Genomic DNA, 17,894 nt, shown 5'->3' on the forward strand with positions numbered 1-17,894 from the left:
GCGGGGGAGTCCCCACAGGTCACCGGCGTCACCACCGCCGGCACCGGCCCCGGCCCCGGCCCCGAAGGCGATGACCGACGGGCCGTAAGGGCCGGTTTGTTCTTCATGGCGTACATCCCGCAATGGCGGATGTACGCCATGACCGCATCCCGCCTCCGTCAACCCTCCACAAACCACCGCCACTTACGAAAGGGTGAGCGGTCATCCGGCACCGAATTCCGGACCCCTTCATTCACAAACAGGGATGCTGATGACCACCCCCGAATCCCAGAGCTCCATATCCGGTAGCTCGATCCCCGGGCACAGACGCGCGGCCCGGGTGGCCGCCGCGGCCGGCCTGGTCGCCGCACTGGTCGCGGCCGGCTCCGCGCCGGTCTTCGCCGCCGACGATCCGGCCGGCACCGCACCGGCGAAGACCGCCCCCGCGGGCACCTCGGACAAGCTGGGCTCCGCCGACACCGAGCGGCTGGCCGCGGCGGAGGCCGGCGGCGAGAAGACCGTCACCGTCATGGTGGCCACCGCCCCCGGCCAGACCGAACAGGTCGCGGCCCAGCTGGACGCCGTCAAGGGCGCGACGCTCGGCACGACGTACGACAAGCTCGGCTACGTCCGCGCCACGCTGCCCACCGCCACGGCGGAGACCGCGCTCACCGCGGCCGCCAAGCTCTCCTCCGTCCAGGGCATCGACCTCCAGCACGAGATCGTGCTGGACGACCCGTCGCCCGACGCGGGGACCACCGCCGGGTCCGGTGCGGCGGGGTCGGCCACCGCCTACCCGGCGCCCGACGCGAAGACCCCGGCGAAGAACCCGTACAACCCGTCCTTCGAGACCGGTGCGGTCGACTTCGTCAAGAAGAACCCGAAGGCCGACGGCCGCGGGGTGACCATCGGCATCCTCGACTCCGGTGTCGACCTGGGCCACCCGGCGCTGCAGAGGACCACCACCGGCGAGCGCAAGATCACCGACTGGGTCACCGCCACCGACCCGGTCACGGACGGGGACGCCACCTGGCGCGCCATGACCACCGAGGTCACCGGCCCGGTGTTCACCGCGGCCGGCCGCACCTGGACCGCGCCGGCGGGCTCGTACAAGTACCAGACCTTCGCGGAGGCCGCCACCAAGGGCGGCGACATGGCCGGCGACCTCAACCGGGACGGCGACACCACCGACGTGTGGGGTGTGCTGTACGACGCGGCGGCCGGCACGGTCCGCCTCGACCTGAACGGCAACGCCGACTTCACCGACGACGTGGCCATGAAGCCCTACAAGGACGGCTTCCAGGTCGGCTGGTTCGGTACGGACGACCCGGCGACCGAGGTCGCCGAGCGCATCCCGTTCGTGGTCGAGATCCGCAAGGACGTCGAGTACAACGCGGCCGGCGCGAAGGCCGACTTCGTCAACATCGGTGTCGTCGAGTCCGCGCACGGCTCCCACGTCGCCGGCATCACCGCCGCCAACGGCCTCTTCGGCGGCCGGATGAACGGCGCCGCCCCCGGCGCCAAGCTCGTCTCCTCGCGCGCCTGCACCTGGTCCGGCGGCTGCACCAACACCGCGCTGACCGAGGGCATGGCGGACCTGGTCGTCAACCGTGGTGTGGACATCATCAACATGTCCATCGGCGGACTGCCGGCGCTCAACTCCGGCGACAACGCCCGCGCCGCGCTCTACACCCGGCTCATCGACACCTACGGCGTCCAGCTGGTCATCTCGGCCGGCAACGAGGGTCCGGGCATCAACACCATCGGCGACCCCGGCCTGGCCGACAAGGTCATCTCGGTGGGTGCGGCGATCTCCAAGGAGACCTGGGCGTCGAACTACGCCTCGGGCGTCCAGAAGAAGTACGCCATGTTCCCCTTCTCCTCGCGCGGCCCGCGTGAGGACGGCGGCTTCACCCCGACGATCTCCGCGCCCGGCTCCGCCGTGAACACCATCCCGACCTGGCAGGCCGGCGCCGGCGTCCCGGAGACCGGCTACAAGCTGCCCGCCGGGTACGGCATGCTCAACGGCACCTCGATGTCCTCGCCGCAGGCGGCGGGCGCGAGCGCGCTGTTGATCTCCGCCGCCAGGCAGAAGAAGATCGAGCTGTCCCCGCTCACCCTGCGCACCGCGCTGACCAGCACCGCGAACCGCATCCCCGGTGTCGCGGCGCACGAGCAGGGCTCCGGCCTGATCGACATCGTGGACGCCTGGCAGTCGGTCAAGGACGGCGCGACCGCGCACGAGTACACGGTCGCCGCGCCCGTCGACACCGCGCTGGAGCAGGAGCTGAAGAAGCCCGGCACGGGCATCTACGACCGCGAGGGCGGTCTCAAGACAGGCCAGAAGAAGCTCTACGACGTCACGATCACGCGTACGACCGGCCCGGACCGTCCGCTGCGGCACGAGCTGGACTGGAAGTACAACGACGGCACGTTCGACCTGCCCGGCTCGGGCTCGGTGGTGCTGCCGCTGAACAAGCCGGTCACCGTCAAGGTCGCGGCCAAGGCCCGCACCGCCGGTGTGCACAGCGCCATCCTCGAAGTGGACGACGTGCGCACCGAGGGCGTCGACCGGCAGATCCTCTCGACCGTGGTCGTCTCGCAGCAGCTGGTGAAGCCGGGGTACGCCTTCTCGGCGAGCGGCTCGGTGCAGCGCAACAGCCACAGGTCGTACTTCGTGACCGTCCCGCAGGGCGCCCAGACCCTCGAAGTCGCGCTCAGCGGGCTGAAGGAGAAGAGCCAGACCCGGTTCATCTCCATCCACCCCTACGGTGTGGCCGTCGAGGACACCGCGTCCAGCCTGTGCTACCCGCACTACAACCCGGCCAACACCTGCCGTCCGGACGCGCGCTCGTACGCCGACCCGGCGCCGGGCGTCTGGGAGATCGAGGTCGAGTCGCGCCGTACGTCGCCGGACCTCGACAACCCGTACAAGCTGGACGTGACGCTGCTGGGAGCCGCGTTCGACCCGGCCGTGAAGACGGTCCCCGAGGCCAAGGTCGGCACGCCGGCCGCGGTGGAGTGGAAGGTCACCAACGGCTTCGCCGCCATCGACGGCAGGCTGAAGGGCGGCTCTCTGGGCTCCGCGAAGGTCGGGGCCCCGACCATCGCCAACCACGAGCAGCAGGTCACCACCGTCACCGTCGGTGAGGGCGTCGAGCGCCTCGACGTCGCCATCGGCAACACCTCGGACAAGGCCGCCGACCTGGACCTGACCGTCCTCAAGGGCAGCCAGACCGTCGGCCAGTCCGCGGACGGCGACTCGGAGGAGTCCGTCTCCCTGATCAAGCCGGCCGCCGGCACGTACACGATCGTCGTCGACGGGTACGCGGTGCCCTCCGGCTCGACCACGTACGACTACAAGGACGTGTACTTCTCGTCCGCGCTCGGAACGGTCACGGTCGACGAGTCGAAGACCGTGACCCTGGCGAACGGCGCGACCGCGCCGGTCACCGCCGAGGTGCTGGTGAACGGCGCGGCCCCCGAGGGCCGGCAGTTCTTCGGCGAGGTGCGGCTGCTCAACGCGCGCGGCACCGCCGCGGGCACCGGCAGCGTCGTGATCGAGAAGGTCACGCCGTAGCACCCGGGGCACAGGAGTGAGGGCGGGCGCCCGGCCGGGCGCCCGCCCTTTCGTGCGTCACCGCCCGGCGAGGGCCGCACGAAGCCCGCGGACGCCGGGCGGGAGCGGGTGCCGCCGGACGAGGTGGGGCCCGTGCGCATCGTCCGCGGAGCGCCCTCGGGCGGTCCCGTGTGTCCCGTCCCTCGGACAATGGATTGGACAAGGCGACCGGGAACATACGCATGATGGAAGCGACCAGCAGGTCGCACGCACCTATGGAGGAGTCCCGTGAAGGTCGGAATCGTCGGAGCCACCGGTCAGGTCGGCACGGTCATGCGCAAGATCCTTGCCGAGCGGAACTTCCCGGTCGACGAGCTGCGGCTGTTCGCCTCCGCCCGTTCGGCGGGGTCCGCCATCACGTGGCAGGGCCAGGACATCACCGTCGAGGACGCCTCCACCGCCGACTACACCGGTCTGGACATCGTGCTCTTCTCCGCCGGTGGCGCCACGTCCAAGGCGCTCGCCGAGAAGGTCGCCTCGCAGGGCGCCGTGGTGATCGACAACTCCTCCGCCTGGCGGCGGGACCCCGAGGTGCCGCTGGTGGTCTCCGAGGTGAACCCGCACGCGGTCAAGGACCGCCCCAAGGGGATCATCGCCAACCCGAACTGCACCACGATGGCCGCGATGCCCGTGCTGAAGCCGCTGCACCAGGAAGCGGGCCTGGCCGCCCTGGTGGCCACCACGTACCAGGCCGTGTCCGGCTCCGGCGTGGCCGGCGTCGCCGAGCTCGACGGCCAGGTCAAGCAGGTCGCCGAGCGCGCGGCCGAGCTGACCCACGACGGCGCGGCCGTGGAGTTCCCCGAGCCCGGCGTCTACAAGCGTCCGATCGCCTTCAACGTGCTGCCGCTGGCCGGTTCGATCGTCGACGACGGCTCGTTCGAGACGGACGAGGAGCAGAAGCTCCGCAACGAGTCCCGCAAGATCCTGGAGATCCCCGGGCTGAAGGTGTCCGGCACCTGTGTCCGCGTGCCGGTCTTCTCGGGTCACTCCCTGCAGGTCAACGCCCGCTTCGACCGCCCGATCAGCGTCGAGCGCGCGTACGAGCTCCTGAAGGACGCGGAGGGCGTCGAGCTCTCCGAGATCCCGACGCCGCTCCAGGCGGCCGGCAAGGACGCCTCCTATGTGGGCCGCATCCGCGTGGACGAGACCGTCGACAACGGCCTCGCCCTCTTCGTCTCCAACGACAACCTGCGCAAGGGCGCGGCGCTGAACGCCGTGCAGATCGCGGAGCTGGTCGCCCGGGAGCTCAGCGCCTGACGCGCCTGACCTCGAAGTGGAAGCAGCCGTACTCGACGGCCCTGACGTGCACCAGGGCGACGGCCGGGTCGGCGAAGGCTTCCGCGAGGGCCCGATCGAACGCCTCGACGGCCCGGCCGGCCGCCTCCGGGATCTCCAGGAGGCGGCCGCCGACGATCCGGCCCTCCGCGTCGTAGCGGCGCAGGGTGCGCAGCGCGCCCGGCCCGCTGAAGGGGTAGCCCGTGCCCCGCGGGCCGTCGCACGCGTCGGCGTGGATGAAGACGGGCCCCTGCTCGTCGTACGCACCGGGCCTGGCCCCGGTCCCGGCGGCCCAGCGGCGCAGCGGGGCGTACGAGACGAGCGCGATCCGCTCCCCGGCCTCCGAGCGGCGCAGGCAGCAGCGCAGCGGGGCGCCGCCCTCCGGGTCGGGGTACGGCCGGCAGGTCCGCCCGGCGTCGTCCGTCTCCCTCAGCTGCTCCAGCGCTGCGGGATCGAGGGGACGGGCGGTGTACGCGGGCGCCCCCGGCGTCGTGGACGCGGATGCGGATACGGATACGGACGCGCCGGGCCCGGTGGACGCGCCGGGCCCGGTGGACGTGCCGGACGCGGCGGGTGCGGTGGATGCGGGTGCGGCGGCCGCGGGTGCGGTGGATGCGGTCATGGGTTCAGACTCCGCGCGGACGTGACAGGACGCTGGCGGAATTCGGTCATTGCGTTCGATTCAGGGCCCTGAAGTGACAAGATCCGCCCATGACGCAGATACCCAAGGGTGCCAATCTGCCGGTGCCCGCCTCCGGCCCCCTCCAGGTCGCCGTCTGCTGGCGGACCGGGCCGGGGCTCCCCGACATCGATGTCTCGGCGCTTCTGCTCGACGGCGGCGGGCTGGTGCGGGGCGACGCCGACCTCGTCTTCTACAACCAGCGCGTACATCCCTCCGGCGCCGTGCGCCACATGGGCAAGTCCGACCCGGCGGGAGAGACGGCCGCCGACTGGCTGTGGATCGACCTGTCCCGGGTGGAAGCCTCGGTGAACCGGGTCGTGGTGGCCGCCTCCTGCGACGGCGGCACCTTCGGCCGGGTGCCGGAGCTGGACATGCGGGTCGCGGACGCCACGGGCGCGTCCGTGGCGTACTTCCCGGTGGTGGACGCGACCACCGAGACGGCGTTCGTCTTCGGCGAGTTCTACCGCCGGGCGGACGGCTGGCGATTCCGCGCCGTGGGACAGGGCTACGCCACGGGCCTGGCGGGCCTGGCGACGGACTTCGGCATCCGTGTGGAGCGGACTCCCCCGCCGCCCCCGGCCCCCGCGCCGGCCCCGCCCGGGTACGCGGCACCCGGGTACGCGGCACCCGAGGCCGGCCACCCGGACCCCGGGTACGCCCCGACCGGGTACGCGGGTCACACGCCCCCCGCCGCCGGCCGTGCCGATGCCCCCGCGGGCCATCCGGGCCCTGCCGGTCCGCACGGTGCCCTCCAGGCGGCCGGCCCGCCGTACGAGCGGACCTTCCGGCCCTTCGTCCACCAGGGCCGCGGCAAGGAGACCGTCCGCTGCGACCCGGCGATCCCGCCCGGCTGGGTGCTCGTCGAGATCGAGTCGCGCAACTCCATCTCCACCACCATCGAGTCCTGCGACGAGTACGGCCGGGGCGTGGACTTCCTCCTCACGGCGTACGAGGACGACGTCCAGGCCCGGACGGTCGCCCTGGTCCCGCGGGACCGCCCGCTCGGCCTGCGCGTCGAGGCCGACACGCCGTGGACCCTGCGGGTGCTGCCGCTGGCCCACGCCCGCCGCTTCTCCGACCGGATCGAGGGCGTCGCCCACGACCTGGTCGTCTACGAGGGACCGGCCGGCGTGCTGGACTTCTTCCACAGCGGCGAGAGCAACTTCACGGTCCACCAGCACAGGCCGCCCCAGGAGCCGGAGTACGACGAGGAGGACCAGGACCTGCTCGTCAACGAGATCGGCGACACGCGGGTGAGCGCTCCCGTACCCGGCCCCGGCCTGCTGCGCATCGCCGGCGACGGCCCGTGGAAATGTGCTGTGCGCGGCTGAGGGGCAGCGTGGAAGGATGACCGTAAACGTCGTATGTCGTATACGGAGGAGATGACCGGGTGCCTGGCACGAACCTGACCCGTGAAGAGGCGCAGCAGCGCGCGAAGCTGCTGACCGTGGACTCGTACGAGATCGACCTCGACCTGAGCGGCGCGCAGGAGGGCGGCACCTTCCGGTCCGTGACCACCGTGCGCTTCGAGTCCGCCGAGCACGGGGCACACACCTTCATCGACCTGGTCGCGCCGGCCGTGCACCAGGTCGTGCTCAACGGCAAGTCGCTCGATGTCGCCGCGGTCTTCCGGGACGCGCGGATCGAGCTCGCACACCTGCACGAGGGACCGAACGAGCTGAAGGTCGTCGCCGACTGCTCGTACACGAACACCGGTGAGGGCCTGCACCGGTTCGTCGACCCGGTCGACGAGCAGGCCTACCTCTACACCCAGTTCGAGGTGCCGGACGCGCGGCGCGTGTTCGCCAGCTTCGAGCAGCCCGACCTGAAGGCGACCTTCCAGTTCACCGTCAAGGCGCCCGCCGGCTGGACGGTCATCTCGAACTCGCCGACGCCGGAGCCGAAGGACGACCTCTGGGTCTTCGAGCCGACCCCGCGCATCTCCACGTACATCACCGCGCTGATCGCGGGCCCGTACCACAGCGTCCACAGCTCGTACGAGAAGGACGGGCAGTCCGTGCCCCTGGGCATCTACTGCCGTCCGTCGCTGGCCGAGTTCCTCGACGCGGACGAGATCTTCGCGGTGACGCGACAGGGCTTCGACTGGTTCCAGGAGAAGTTCGACTACGCGTACCCCTTCGCCAAGTACGACCAGCTGTTCGTGCCGGAGTTCAACGCCGGCGCCATGGAGAACGCGGGCGCGGTGACCATCCGCGACCAGTACGTCTTCCGCTCGAAGGTGACGGACGCGGCGTACGAGGTGCGTGCGGAGACGATCCTGCACGAGCTGGCCCACATGTGGTTCGGCGACCTCGTCACCATGGAGTGGTGGAACGACCTGTGGCTGAACGAGTCGTTCGCCACCTACACGTCGATCGCCTGCCAGGCGTACGCCCCGGGCTCCAAGTGGCCGCACGCGTGGACCACCTTCGCCAACTCGATGAAGACCTGGGCGTACCGGCAGGACCAGCTGCCGTCCACCCACCCGATCATGGCGGAGATCCGGGACCTCGACGACGTCCTGGTGAACTTCGACGGCATCACGTACGCCAAGGGCGCGTCGGTGCTCAAGCAGCTCGTCGCCTACGTGGGCATGGACGAGTTCTTCAAGGGCGTACAGGCCTACTTCAAGGCGCACGCGTTCGGCAACACGCGGCTGTCCGATCTGCTGGGCGCGCTGGAGGAGACCTCCGGCCGCGACCTGAAGACCTGGTCCAAGGCGTGGCTGGAGACGGCCGGCATCAACATCCTGCGGCCCGAGATCACCACCGACGAGAACGGCGTCATCACCTCGTTCGCGGTCCGGCAGGAGGCGCCGGCGCTGCCCGCGGGCGCCAAGGGCGAGCCGACGCTGCGGCCGCACCGGATCGCCATCGGCTTCTACGACGTGACCGACGGCAAGCTGGTCCGCGTGGAGCGGATCGAGCTGGACATCGCGGCGGCCGAACTGACCCCGGTGGACCAGCTGGCCGGCAAGCGGCGTCCGGCCGTCGTGCTGCTCAACGACGACGACCTGACGTACGCGAAGGTCCGCCTCGACGAGGAGTCGCTGGCGAACGTCACCCAGCGGCTGGGCGACTTCACCGAGTCGCTGCCGCGCGCGCTGTGCTGGGCGTCCGCCTGGGACATGGTGCGGGACGGCGAGCTGCCCACGCAGGCGTACCTGGACCTGGTGCTGTCCGGCATCGGCAAGGAGTCCGACATCGGTGTGGTCCAGTCGCTGCACCGCCAGGTGAAGCTGGCGCTGGACCTGTACGCGGCGCCGGAGCGGCGCGACACGGCGCTGGCCCGCTGGACCGAGGCGACGCTGGCGCACCTGCGCACCGCCGAACCGGGCAGCGACCACCAGCTGGCGTGGGCGCGTGCGTTCGCGGCCACGGCCCGCACGCCGCAGCAGCTCGACCTGCTGACGGGTCTGCTGGAGGGCAGCGAGTCGATCGAGGGCCTGGCCGTCGACACCGAGCTGCGCTGGGCCTTCGTGGAGCGGCTGGCCGCCACGGGCGTGTACGACGAGGCGGAGATCGCCGCCGAGCACGAGCGGGACAGGACGGCGGCGGGCGAGCGGCACGCGGCCACCGCGCGCGCCGCGCGGCCGACGGAGGAGGCCAAGGCCGAGGCCTGGGCGTCGGTCGTCGAGTCGGACAAGCTGCCGAACGCGGTGCAGGAGGCGGTGATCGGCGGCTTCGTCCAGACCGACCAGCGTGAGCTCCTCGCGCCGTACACGGAGCGGTTCTTCGCCTCGGTCAAGGAGGTGTGGGACACGCGCTCGCACGAGATCGCCCAGCAGATCGCGGTGGGGCTGTACCCGTCGCTCCAGGTCTCGCAGGCCACGCTGGACACGACGGACGCCTGGCTGGAGAGCGCCAGGCCCAACGCGGCGCTGCGCCGTCTGATCTCGGAGTCCCGTGCGGGCGTGGAGCGGGCGCTGAGGGCCCGGTCGGCGGACGCCGCCGCCTCCTGAGCCCATGACGCCGCCCCTTTCGGGGCGCGCGCCACGACGGACGAAGCGGCGCCCTTCCCTGCGGGGCGCCGCTTCGTCGTGGGGTCAGGCGTCGGGTCCGGCCTGGTGTCGGGCGTGGTGTCGGGCCTGGGGTCCGGCCTGGTGTCAGGCGCGGGTACGGCCGTCGAGTTCCGCGTACCGGGTGCGCAGGGCGGCGGCGCCCTGCTCCGTCAGCGACCCGTGCAGACGCATACGGGCCACGCCGCCGTCGGGGAAGGCGTCCAGGCGCACGTGCGTGGCGACGGCCCGGCCGGGGAGCACGAAACGGTGCGGGGTGTCGGGCTGGAGCCTGGTCCGCGGGATGATCTCGAACCATTCGCCGGCGTCGCCGTCGCGGCCCTGGAGCGCGATCCAGCCGGCCGAGTTGCCCTTCAGGTACGCGGTGTCGATCTCGACGGCCCGGATCGCCCCCTGCGCGGCCAGCCGGAAGCGGACCCAGTCGTTGGTGTCGCGGACCCGGCGGCGCCGGTTCTCCCAGCCGTCGTCCATCTTGCGTGAGGTGCCCGGCAGGATGATCTGGGTGGGCGACGAGTAGAACCGGTCCGACGCGTCCTCGTACACCCCGCCATTGAGTACGGAGACGAGGTCGATCGTGCCGAGGAGCTCCAGCCACTCGGGGTCCGGCACGACCTCGCCGTGGACGCGCAGCCGGGCGACGCCTCCGTCCGGGTGCTGGCACAGGCGCACATGGGTGAACCGGCGCTCGGTGGTGACGTCGAAGCCGTTGGCCGCGTGGCCCCGTACGGGGGTGGGCGGGACGATCTCCTCCCATGTCACGTCGTCGGCGAGCAGCTGCTCCGGGCCCGGCGTGGGGCCACCCGGGACTCCGACGGTCGTGGCCTGGACGGAGACGCGCTGGGGGTAGTTGCCCCGGAAGTGGGCGGTGTCGACGACGATCCCGCGGATGACGCCCGGGGCGCCGAGACGGACGATCGCCCAGTCGTGGTCCTCGCGGGCGGGGAAGGGACGGTCACCGTCGGTGCCGCGCCGGCGGCGGGTCTCCCAGCCGTCCATGATCTTGCCCTTGTGCCCGAAGCGCTCGGGGTCGAAGACGGCGCGCTCGCGTACGAGCAGGTTCTCCCGCTCGGCGAAGAACTCGTCGTTGGCGGCGACGACCCCGGCGCCGAGGCGTCGGTCCGCCAGGTCGACCAGCTCGGTGAAGGCGAACTCACCGCCGCGGTAGTCGGCGTACGGGTCGCCTCCGGCGTAGGGGGCGGCGTCGTTGGCGTGCGGGTTCTGGTCGCTGGGGGCGCTCGGTTCGAAGGTCATGTTCCGACTGTCGGCCCGACGGACGGGTCAGGTCCATCGAATGTTTCTTCACTGGCCTTTCAGCTGGATTGAAAGGTCTGCTGGGTGGCCGGTGGCCGCTCGCCGCCGCCCGGCCGTGGGCCGCCGGCTCGCGCGGCGCCCCGGGCAGGAGGGCGCACCGCCGCGTCGGTGCGGCGTCATCGCCGGGCCGCCACGCCCCGCAGCGCCGCCAGCACCCGGGCCACCGAAGGGGCGCCCTCCGCGCCGCGGCGCACCGCGGCCACCACGTGACGGCGCGGCTGGTCGGCCTCCAGCACCCGCGTCACCACACCGGCCGTCCGTTCGGCCGCCGCCATCCGGGGAACCAGCGCGATCCCCATCCCGGCCTCCACCATGGCGAGGATGGCCGTCCAGCCCGCCGCGGAGTGCGCCTGTTCGGGCACGAACCCGGCCGCCTCGCACGCCGCCGTGGTGATCTCCGACCACGGTCCGCTGCCCCCGAAGATCCACCGCTCGCCCGACAGGTCCGCGAGCCGCAGCCCCGGTGCGCCGGCCAGCGCGTGCCCGGCCGGCAGGGCGACGTCCAGCGGATCGGCGAGCAGCGGTACGCGGGTGAACCTCGGGTCCCGGGCCGTCGGCGCGTGGGCCGCGAGCGAGAGCGCCAGGTCGACGGCCCCGGCCGACAGCAACTCGTACGCCTCGGCGGCCTCGGCCTCCCGTACCCGTACCTCCAGCCCGGGGTGGGCCGTCCGCAGCCCGCGCACGGCCGGCACCACCAGAGCGGGCACGGCGGTGGAGAACGCCCCGACCCTCACCTCCCCCGCCTCGCCCGCCAGATATCCGGACAGGTCGGCGTCCGCGCGCTCCAGCTGGGCGAACACCGCCTCGGCGTGGCGGAGCACGAGATGGGCGGCGTCCGTGAGCCGCACCCGCCGCCCGTGCGCTTCGAGCAGGCGGACACCCAGCTGCCGGGAGAGGTTCGACAACTGCTGCGAGACGGCCGAGGGGGTCATCAGCAGTGCCTCGGCGGTCGCGGTCACCGTGCCGCGGTCGCGCAGGGTGCGCAGGATCTGGAGCTTCTTGATGTCCCACTCGCTCATGCCGGGCAACCTATCCGGAGACCCGGCACCGGCCCCGGCCGACCACCCTCCGGGCCGGGCCGACCACCCTCCGGGCCGGGCGGGACGGCCCGGGGCACCCGCCCGGCCCCGCCCGGCACGGGGATTTTTCAGGGCGGTCGGGTGATCAAGGCCCTTTTGGCGTCTTCAGGACATGAGCGAAGGAATCGGTTGTCCGGGGCACACCCGGCCACGACACTCATTGGCATGCCCGCCGCAAGGGCGACGGGCGTTCGTCCCGCGGAACCCAGGGGGAAACACGCATGTCTCTGCGCAAGCTGACCGCCGCGCTGTTCGCGATCATGGCACTGGTCGCCGCCACGGCGCTCGGATCCACGGCGACCGCCGCGCCGCTCTCCGCCCACCAGGACTTCGCCGCCGAGGCGGAGCGGGCGGGCCTCACCGACCACCAGCAGGCCGGCCTCCAGGAGGCGGTCGACCGGCATCTCGCCCGTGAGGGCGGCACGCGGGTCGCCCTCAACCGGATCGAGGTCGAGGGCCGGGGGGAGATCGTGCTGCCCCTGCCCGGCGCGAAGCGCGACGCCCGCGCCGACTGCCCGGCCCAGAACTTCTGCATGTTCACCGGCACCAACTTCACCGGGGCCCAGTTCAACCTGTACCGGTGCGGCAGCTACGCCCTGTCGAACTGGAACGGCTACGGCTCCTGGATCAACAACCAGACCCCCGGCACCCGTGCGCGGTTCCAGGACCAGAACCGGAGCACCATCTACACCACGCCGGGCGCCTACTCGGCGAGCTCCAGCTACAACTGGTCCCCCGTCTGGTACGTGATCCCCTGCTGACCGCACGGGCGGACGGCTGACCGTCCGCTCCGCCCCGTCGTCCCGACGGGAAGGGCCTCGCCCACCGCCCGACCAGCGGCGGGCGAGGCCCTCTCGTCGTCCGCGCCGCCGTCCCTCACCTCGCCCGGGCCGTCCCGAGGATCACTCCGCCCAGGATCAGGCCCATGCACAGGAACTGGAGCGGCCCCGTCCGCTCGCCGATCAGGGCCCATGACAGCAGGGTCACGCAGACCGGCTGGAGGTAGTAGACGATCCCCGCCCGCGCGGCGCCGATCAGCGCGATCGCCTTGTTCCAGGCGAAGAAGGCGAGGGCGGAGGAGAAGACCCCGACGTACACCAGCGGCCCGACCGTGCCCGGCGAGGGCTCGAAGCCGCCTTCGACCGTGAGGCTGATCCCGTACGCCGGAAGGAGCATCAGCGCGCCGAGCACGAAGGTGGCGAGGAGGAGGACCGGCCCCCCGATCCGCGCCGGGCGCCGCTTGAGGAGCGCGCTGTACGAGGCGAAGCAGACCGCCGCCGCCACCATCCACAGGTCGCCCGCGGCGAGGCCGGGGGACCCCTTGCCGACCAGCAGCACCACCCCGGCGCAGGCGATCAGCATGCCCGTCAGACGGCGGGGCCCGGGACGGGTGCCTCCGATCCCCTCGCACACCGTCATCAGCACGGGGGACGCGGCCATGATCATGCCCATGGTGCCCGCGGAGGTGGAGAGGCCGGCCTGGTTGACGAGGGTGTTGTTGACGGTGACACCGAGCAGGGCGGCCGCCACGACGAAGCCGAGGTGGTCGCGGAGGACCCGCCGCTGACGCCAGGTCTCCCGGGCGGCGAAGGGCGCGACCGCGAGGATCGCGACGATCCAGCGCCAGAAGGCGGCCTGGACCGGCGGCACCGAGTCGTGCAGGGCGCGGGAGGTGACGAAGCTGCCCGACCAGACGACCGTCGCGACGGCGGCCAGGAGCAGGCCGGCCCCGGCCGGCGACCCTCCCCCGGCCGCCCGTCCAGCGGTACGGACACGATCCAGGACTGCCACGGTCACCCCTCGTCTCCCCCTCCCGGGGGCTCGGCTCGGGCCCTACCGTCGCACCGCGGGAATGCGCGGGTCCACCGAAAGTTCCTGACCATTCCTTTCAGCTGGACTGAACGTTCCGCGGGACGGCAGCTGCCCGGCCAGGGTGGCCCCGAAGGCGATCGCCATGCCGGCCAGCTGCACCGGACCCAGCGCCTGACCGAGCGCCGCCCAGCCGATGACGGCCGCCGAGATCGGCGACAGCGGCCCGAGCAGGGTGACGGAGGTGGCCGTCAGCCGCTCGATCCCACGGAACCAGAGCCAGTACGCGACGGCGGTGTTGGCGAGGGCGAGGTAGGCGTACCCGGCGATCGCACGGCCGTCCAGGGCCGGCGGCGCGCCCTCCACCAGCAGGGCGACGGGGGCGATCAGCAGCCCGCCCGCACTGAGCTGCCAGCCGGTCAGCACCAGCGGGCCCACCCCTTCGGGCCGGCCCCAGCGCTTGGTCAGGACCGTGCCCGCGGACATCGACACGGCGGAGGCCAGCCCGGCCAGCACGCCGACGAGATCCAGCGCCGCCCCCGCCTTCAGCACGACCAGGCTCACCCCGAAGGCCGCGGCGATCGCGGCGAGCAGGGCGCGCGCGGTGGGCCGCTCCCTCAGCAGCAGGGCCGCGAGCGCCACGACGAAGAGCGGTCCGACCGAACCGACGACCGCGGCGACCCCGCCGGGCAGGCGGTACGCGGCGAGGAACAGGAGCGGGAAGAACGCGCCGATGTTCAGCGCCCCGAGGGCGGCCGACTTCCACCACCAGGCACCGCGCGGCAGCGTGCGGGTGATCGCCAGCAGCGCGAGACCGGCGGGCAGCGCGCGCATCAGCCCGGTGAACAGCGGCCGGTCGGGCGGCAGGAACTCGGTGGTGACGGCGTAGGTGGAGCCCCATGAGACCGGCGCGAGGGCGGTGAGGGCTATGACGGCGGTTCTGCGGGACACGGCTGACCCCTCCAGTGAGCTTGGTGGCAAGTAGCTTAGCGCTAAGCTACTTACATGCAAGCGACTTAGAGCCATGTCACTTACGTGCGTGCCGCTTTCTTGCCAGTGACCGGAGGAACACCGCACACTGCCGCCATGAGCACCTCCACCCCCTCCCCCGGCCAGGACCCCGTCGACGCGATCACCGCCCAGTGGGCCGTGGTGCGCCCGGACCTCGACACGGTCCCGATGGCGGTCTACGGACGCGTCTACCGGCTCGCCAACGCGATGAGCGACCAGGTGGGCAAGGCGTACGCGCCCTTCGGCGTCTCCCGGGGGGAGTTCGACGTCCTCGCGACGCTGCGCCGCTCGGGGGAGCCGTACACGCTGTCGCCCCGCGAGCTGTCGGCGACGCTGATGCTCACGACGGGCGGGATGACCGGGCGGCTCGACAGACTGGAGCGGGCCGGGCTGCTGGGCCGCAGCCCCGACCCGCACGACCGGCGGGGGCTGCGCGTGACGCTCAGCGAACGGGGCCGCGAACTGGTGGACGAAGCCGTGGAGGCCGGACTCGCGGTGCAGCGCGCGGCGCTGGAGTCCGCGCTGGACGAGTCGGAGGCGCGGCAGCTGGCGGAGCTCCTGCGAAAGCTGCTCATGGCGTCGGGCGCGTGACACACGACCGCCCGGGCGGCAGGGACACTGCCGCCCGGGCGGGTCGGAGAAGGGCCGGAGGGGCGAACGCGCGCGGACCGCGCGGCGGATACGGCCGAACGCGGTCGGCCGCGGGCGCGGACGGGGACGCCCCGGCGGCGAAGGAGCTCCCGGAAGGGGAACCCCGGGGGATCAGACCTGCTTCTTGGACTTGTCCAGCATCATCACCAGGCCGGCGATCACGAGGAACAGCAGGATCGGCGCGGCGACGAACAGACCGAGGGTGTCGATCACGCTCAGGCCGGAACCCGGGTCGTCACCGTCGTCGCGGGTGACCGCGAGCGCGGGGGACGACATGAGCAGCATCATCAGCGTCGTACCGGCCGCGACGGCGCCGGCGCGCAGGGCGTTCTTCTTGTCCACGGTGCAAACGTAGCGAACGCCTAGACGAGCCGCGCGCCCGGGGGTGCCGTATGCGGTCGGACCTCGGCCATCAGGGCGTCGAGCCGGGGGGACGCGGCGAGTTCCTCCAGGGTGACGGGGCGTCCTCGCGCGTCCGCGACGGGCAGCCGCCAGTTCGGGTACTGGTTCCAGGTGCCCGGCAGGTTCTGCGGACGGCGGTCGCCGACCCCGTCGGGCAGCCAGACGCCCACCATCCGCGCGGGGGTGCGCCGCAGGAAGCGGTAGACCGCGCGGATCTCGGCCTCCTCGTCGCGCGCGCCGGGTGCCAGCAGCCCGAGACCCGTCAGGTACTCCAGCCACTCGGCGACCTCCTCGGCGTCCTCGGCACGCTCCTCCTCCAGCGGCCGGGCGAGCAGGCCCAGGCGGTGGCGCAGCTCGACGTGCTCGCCGGTCAGGCGCGCGGCGGTGGAGGGCAGGTCGTGGGTGGTGGCGGTGGCCACGCAGTCCTCCCGCCAGCCGGCCGGGGGCAGCGGCCGGCGGGTGCCCTCCCAGTCCCGTTCGAACCAGAGCACCGAGGTCCCCAGCACGCCCCGCCGCTGGAGCGCTTCGCGTACGCCCGGTTCGACCGTCCCGAGGTCCTCCCCGATGACGGCGGCGTCCGCGCGGTGGGCCTCCAGGGCGAGGACGGCGAGCATCGCGTCGGCGTCGTAGCGCACATAGGTGCCGTCCGTCGGCTCAAGGCCCTCGGGCACCCACCAGAGCCGGAACAGGCCCATGACGTGGTCGATGCGCAGGGCGCCCGCGTGGCGCAGCAGTCCGCGCAGCAGATCGCGGTAGGGGGCGTACCCGGAGGCGGCCAGCGCGTCGGGGCGCCACGGGGGCAGGCCCCAGTCCTGGCCGCGCGCGTTGAACGCGTCCGGCGGGGCGCCCACGGACATCCCGCGGGCGAACGCCTCCTGCTGCGCCCAGGCGTCGGCACCGTCCGGGTGCACACCCACGGCCAGGTCGTGGACGATGCCGACGGCCATCCCGGCCTCGCGGGCGGCCCCCGCCGCGGCGGCCAGCTGCTCGTCGGTGAGCCAGGCGAGCCAGCAGTGGAGGTCGACCCGGTCCCGCAACTCCTCGCGCGCCCGGGCCGTTTCGGGGGACCTGGGGTCGTGCAGGCCCTCGGGCCACTGGTGGCGTTCGGCGCCGTAGCGCTCGGCCAGCGCGCACCAGGTGGCGTGGTCCTCCAGCGCCTGCCCGTGGGCGGCGCGGAAGGCGCGCAGGGCGGCCCGCCGGCCCGGGCCGAGGGGCACGTTCCGCACCAGCTCCAGGGCGCGCCGCTTGAGGACCCACACCGCGTCCCGGTCGATCAACTCGCCCTTGCGCAGGACCCCGTCGCGCAGCTCGCCGGCGCGGTCGAGGAGGGCGTCCAGCTCTCCGCGCTCCTCCTCGCCGAGGTGGCCGCGGAGGTAGGCGTACTCGGGGACGTCCTCGACCCGCAGATGGACGGGGTCGGGGAAGCGCCGCGAGGAGGGGCGGTACGGGGAGGGGTCGGTGGGCGTTCCGGGTACGGCCGCGTGCAACGGGTTGACCTGCACGAACCCGGCGCCGAGCGTCCGTCCGGACCACTCGGCGAGCTCGCGGAGGTCACCGAGGTCGCCCATGCCCCAGGAGCGCCCCGACAGCAGCGAGTAGAGCTGCGCGAGCACGCCGTAGCCGCGGGCGGCGGGCTGGGGCACGCGCGCGGGGGCGACGACGAGCGCGCAGCGCGCGGTGCGTCCGTCGCGCGCCCTCGCCTCCAGCCGGTGCACGCCGAGCGGCAGTTCGGCCCACGGCGGCCTCTCGCCGCACACCAGCTGGTCCTGCTCGGTCGTGACGCGCAGCACGGTGCCCGGAGGGAGGTCCGCGAGCGGGCGCGGGAGCTCCGGCAGGGCGTCCGTCCACAGCACCAGCGTCGGCGGCAGCAGCCGCCGCGCCCCGGCCGCCTCCGCGGCCGCCAGGGACGCGCGTACCGCCCGGGGGGTGGAGGCGTCGACGTCCAGGGCGGCGAGGACCGTGATCACCGTGGCGTCGGGGACCGGGACGGTGACGCCGGGGGACGGAGCGTAGGCGGTGGCGACACCGTGCAGCGCGGCGAGCCGGGCAAGGGTCAAT

At 72.9% G+C, this 17,894-nt stretch carries 13 protein-coding genes; 6 read left to right on the forward strand and 7 right to left on the reverse strand.

The features are described 5' to 3' along the window. Positions 1–250 precede the first annotated feature (250 nt). A complete protein-coding gene (locus PUR26_RS14510; RefSeq protein ID WP_329872756.1) occupies positions 251–3,559 on the forward strand; it encodes a S8 family serine peptidase in 3,309 nt (1,102 codons plus the stop codon). Between the two features lie 267 nt (positions 3,560–3,826). Further along, positions 3,827–4,855, forward strand: a complete 1,029-nt coding sequence (locus tag PUR26_RS14515; RefSeq protein WP_329872757.1) for an aspartate-semialdehyde dehydrogenase — start codon at positions 3,827–3,829, stop codon at positions 4,853–4,855. Here the strand turns inward: PUR26_RS14515 and PUR26_RS14520 are convergent. Further along, complete coding sequence (locus PUR26_RS14520) at positions 4,845–5,315, reverse strand: DUF1203 domain-containing protein (RefSeq protein WP_329872869.1); 471 nt, start codon at positions 5,313–5,315, stop codon at positions 4,845–4,847. The two genes, PUR26_RS14515 and PUR26_RS14520, sit on opposite strands and share 11 nt — an antisense overlap. 269 nt (positions 5,316–5,584) lie before the next feature. Between PUR26_RS14520 and PUR26_RS14525 the strand changes: the two genes are divergently transcribed. Both PUR26_RS14525 and pepN read left to right on the forward strand, forming a co-directional pair. Next, a complete protein-coding gene (locus PUR26_RS14525) occupies positions 5,585–6,886 on the forward strand; it encodes a TerD family protein (RefSeq protein WP_329872758.1) in 1,302 nt (433 codons plus the stop codon). Positions 6,887–6,945: 59 nt separating this feature from the next. Then, positions 6,946–9,516, forward strand: coding sequence for an aminopeptidase N (gene pepN, locus PUR26_RS14530; RefSeq protein ID WP_329872759.1), 2,571 nt, complete (start codon positions 6,946–6,948; stop codon positions 9,514–9,516). 144 nt (positions 9,517–9,660) lie between these two features. Here pepN and alc read toward each other — a convergent pair whose 3' ends face one another. Both alc and PUR26_RS14540 read right to left on the reverse strand, forming a co-directional pair. Further along, the gene (gene alc, locus PUR26_RS14535) at positions 9,661–10,824 is read right to left on the reverse strand and encodes an allantoicase (RefSeq protein ID WP_329872760.1); all 1,164 of its coding nucleotides are present in this window, start codon (positions 10,822–10,824) and stop codon (positions 9,661–9,663) included. A 176-nt stretch (positions 10,825–11,000) separates the two neighbouring features. Continuing rightward, on the reverse strand, positions 11,001–11,903 hold the full coding sequence (locus PUR26_RS14540) for a LysR family transcriptional regulator (RefSeq protein ID WP_329872761.1): 903 nt from the start codon (positions 11,901–11,903) through the stop codon (positions 11,001–11,003). 281 nt (positions 11,904–12,184) lie between these two features. Between PUR26_RS14540 and PUR26_RS14545 the strand changes: the two genes are divergently transcribed. Continuing rightward, entirely contained in the window at positions 12,185–12,724 is a 540-nt protein-coding gene (locus tag PUR26_RS14545; RefSeq protein WP_329872762.1) for a peptidase inhibitor family I36 protein, read from the forward strand. Between the two features lie 115 nt (positions 12,725–12,839). Here the strand turns inward: PUR26_RS14545 and PUR26_RS14550 are convergent, their stop codons facing one another. Together PUR26_RS14550 and PUR26_RS14555 are read right to left on the reverse strand one after the other, a co-directional pair. Beyond that, a complete protein-coding gene (locus tag PUR26_RS14550; RefSeq protein WP_443077080.1) occupies positions 12,840–13,754 on the reverse strand; it encodes a DMT family transporter in 915 nt (304 codons plus the stop codon). 42 nt (positions 13,755–13,796) lie between these two features. Further along, entirely contained in the window at positions 13,797–14,723 is a 927-nt protein-coding gene (locus PUR26_RS14555) for an EamA family transporter (protein ID WP_329872763.1), read from the reverse strand. Between the two features lie 135 nt (positions 14,724–14,858). Between PUR26_RS14555 and PUR26_RS14560 the strand changes: the two genes are divergently transcribed. Next, entirely contained in the window at positions 14,859–15,374 is a 516-nt protein-coding gene (locus PUR26_RS14560; protein ID WP_329872764.1) for a MarR family winged helix-turn-helix transcriptional regulator, read from the forward strand. A gap of 171 nt (positions 15,375–15,545) precedes the next feature. On the opposite strand, the gene PUR26_RS14565 is transcribed toward PUR26_RS14560, so the two are convergent. Next, positions 15,546–15,776: a hypothetical protein gene (locus PUR26_RS14565; protein ID WP_329872765.1), complete on the reverse strand. Its 231-nt coding sequence runs from the start codon at positions 15,774–15,776 to the stop codon at positions 15,546–15,548. A gap of 20 nt (positions 15,777–15,796) precedes the next feature. After that, on the reverse strand, positions 15,797–17,893 hold the full coding sequence (malQ, locus tag PUR26_RS14570; RefSeq protein WP_329872766.1) for a 4-alpha-glucanotransferase: 2,097 nt from the start codon (positions 17,891–17,893) through the stop codon (positions 15,797–15,799). Position 17,894 lies beyond the last annotated feature (1 nt).

The organism is Streptomyces sp. SP18CS02 (assembly GCF_036322365.1).
In the GTDB taxonomy this organism is placed as follows: domain Bacteria; phylum Actinomycetota; class Actinomycetes; order Streptomycetales; family Streptomycetaceae; genus Streptomyces.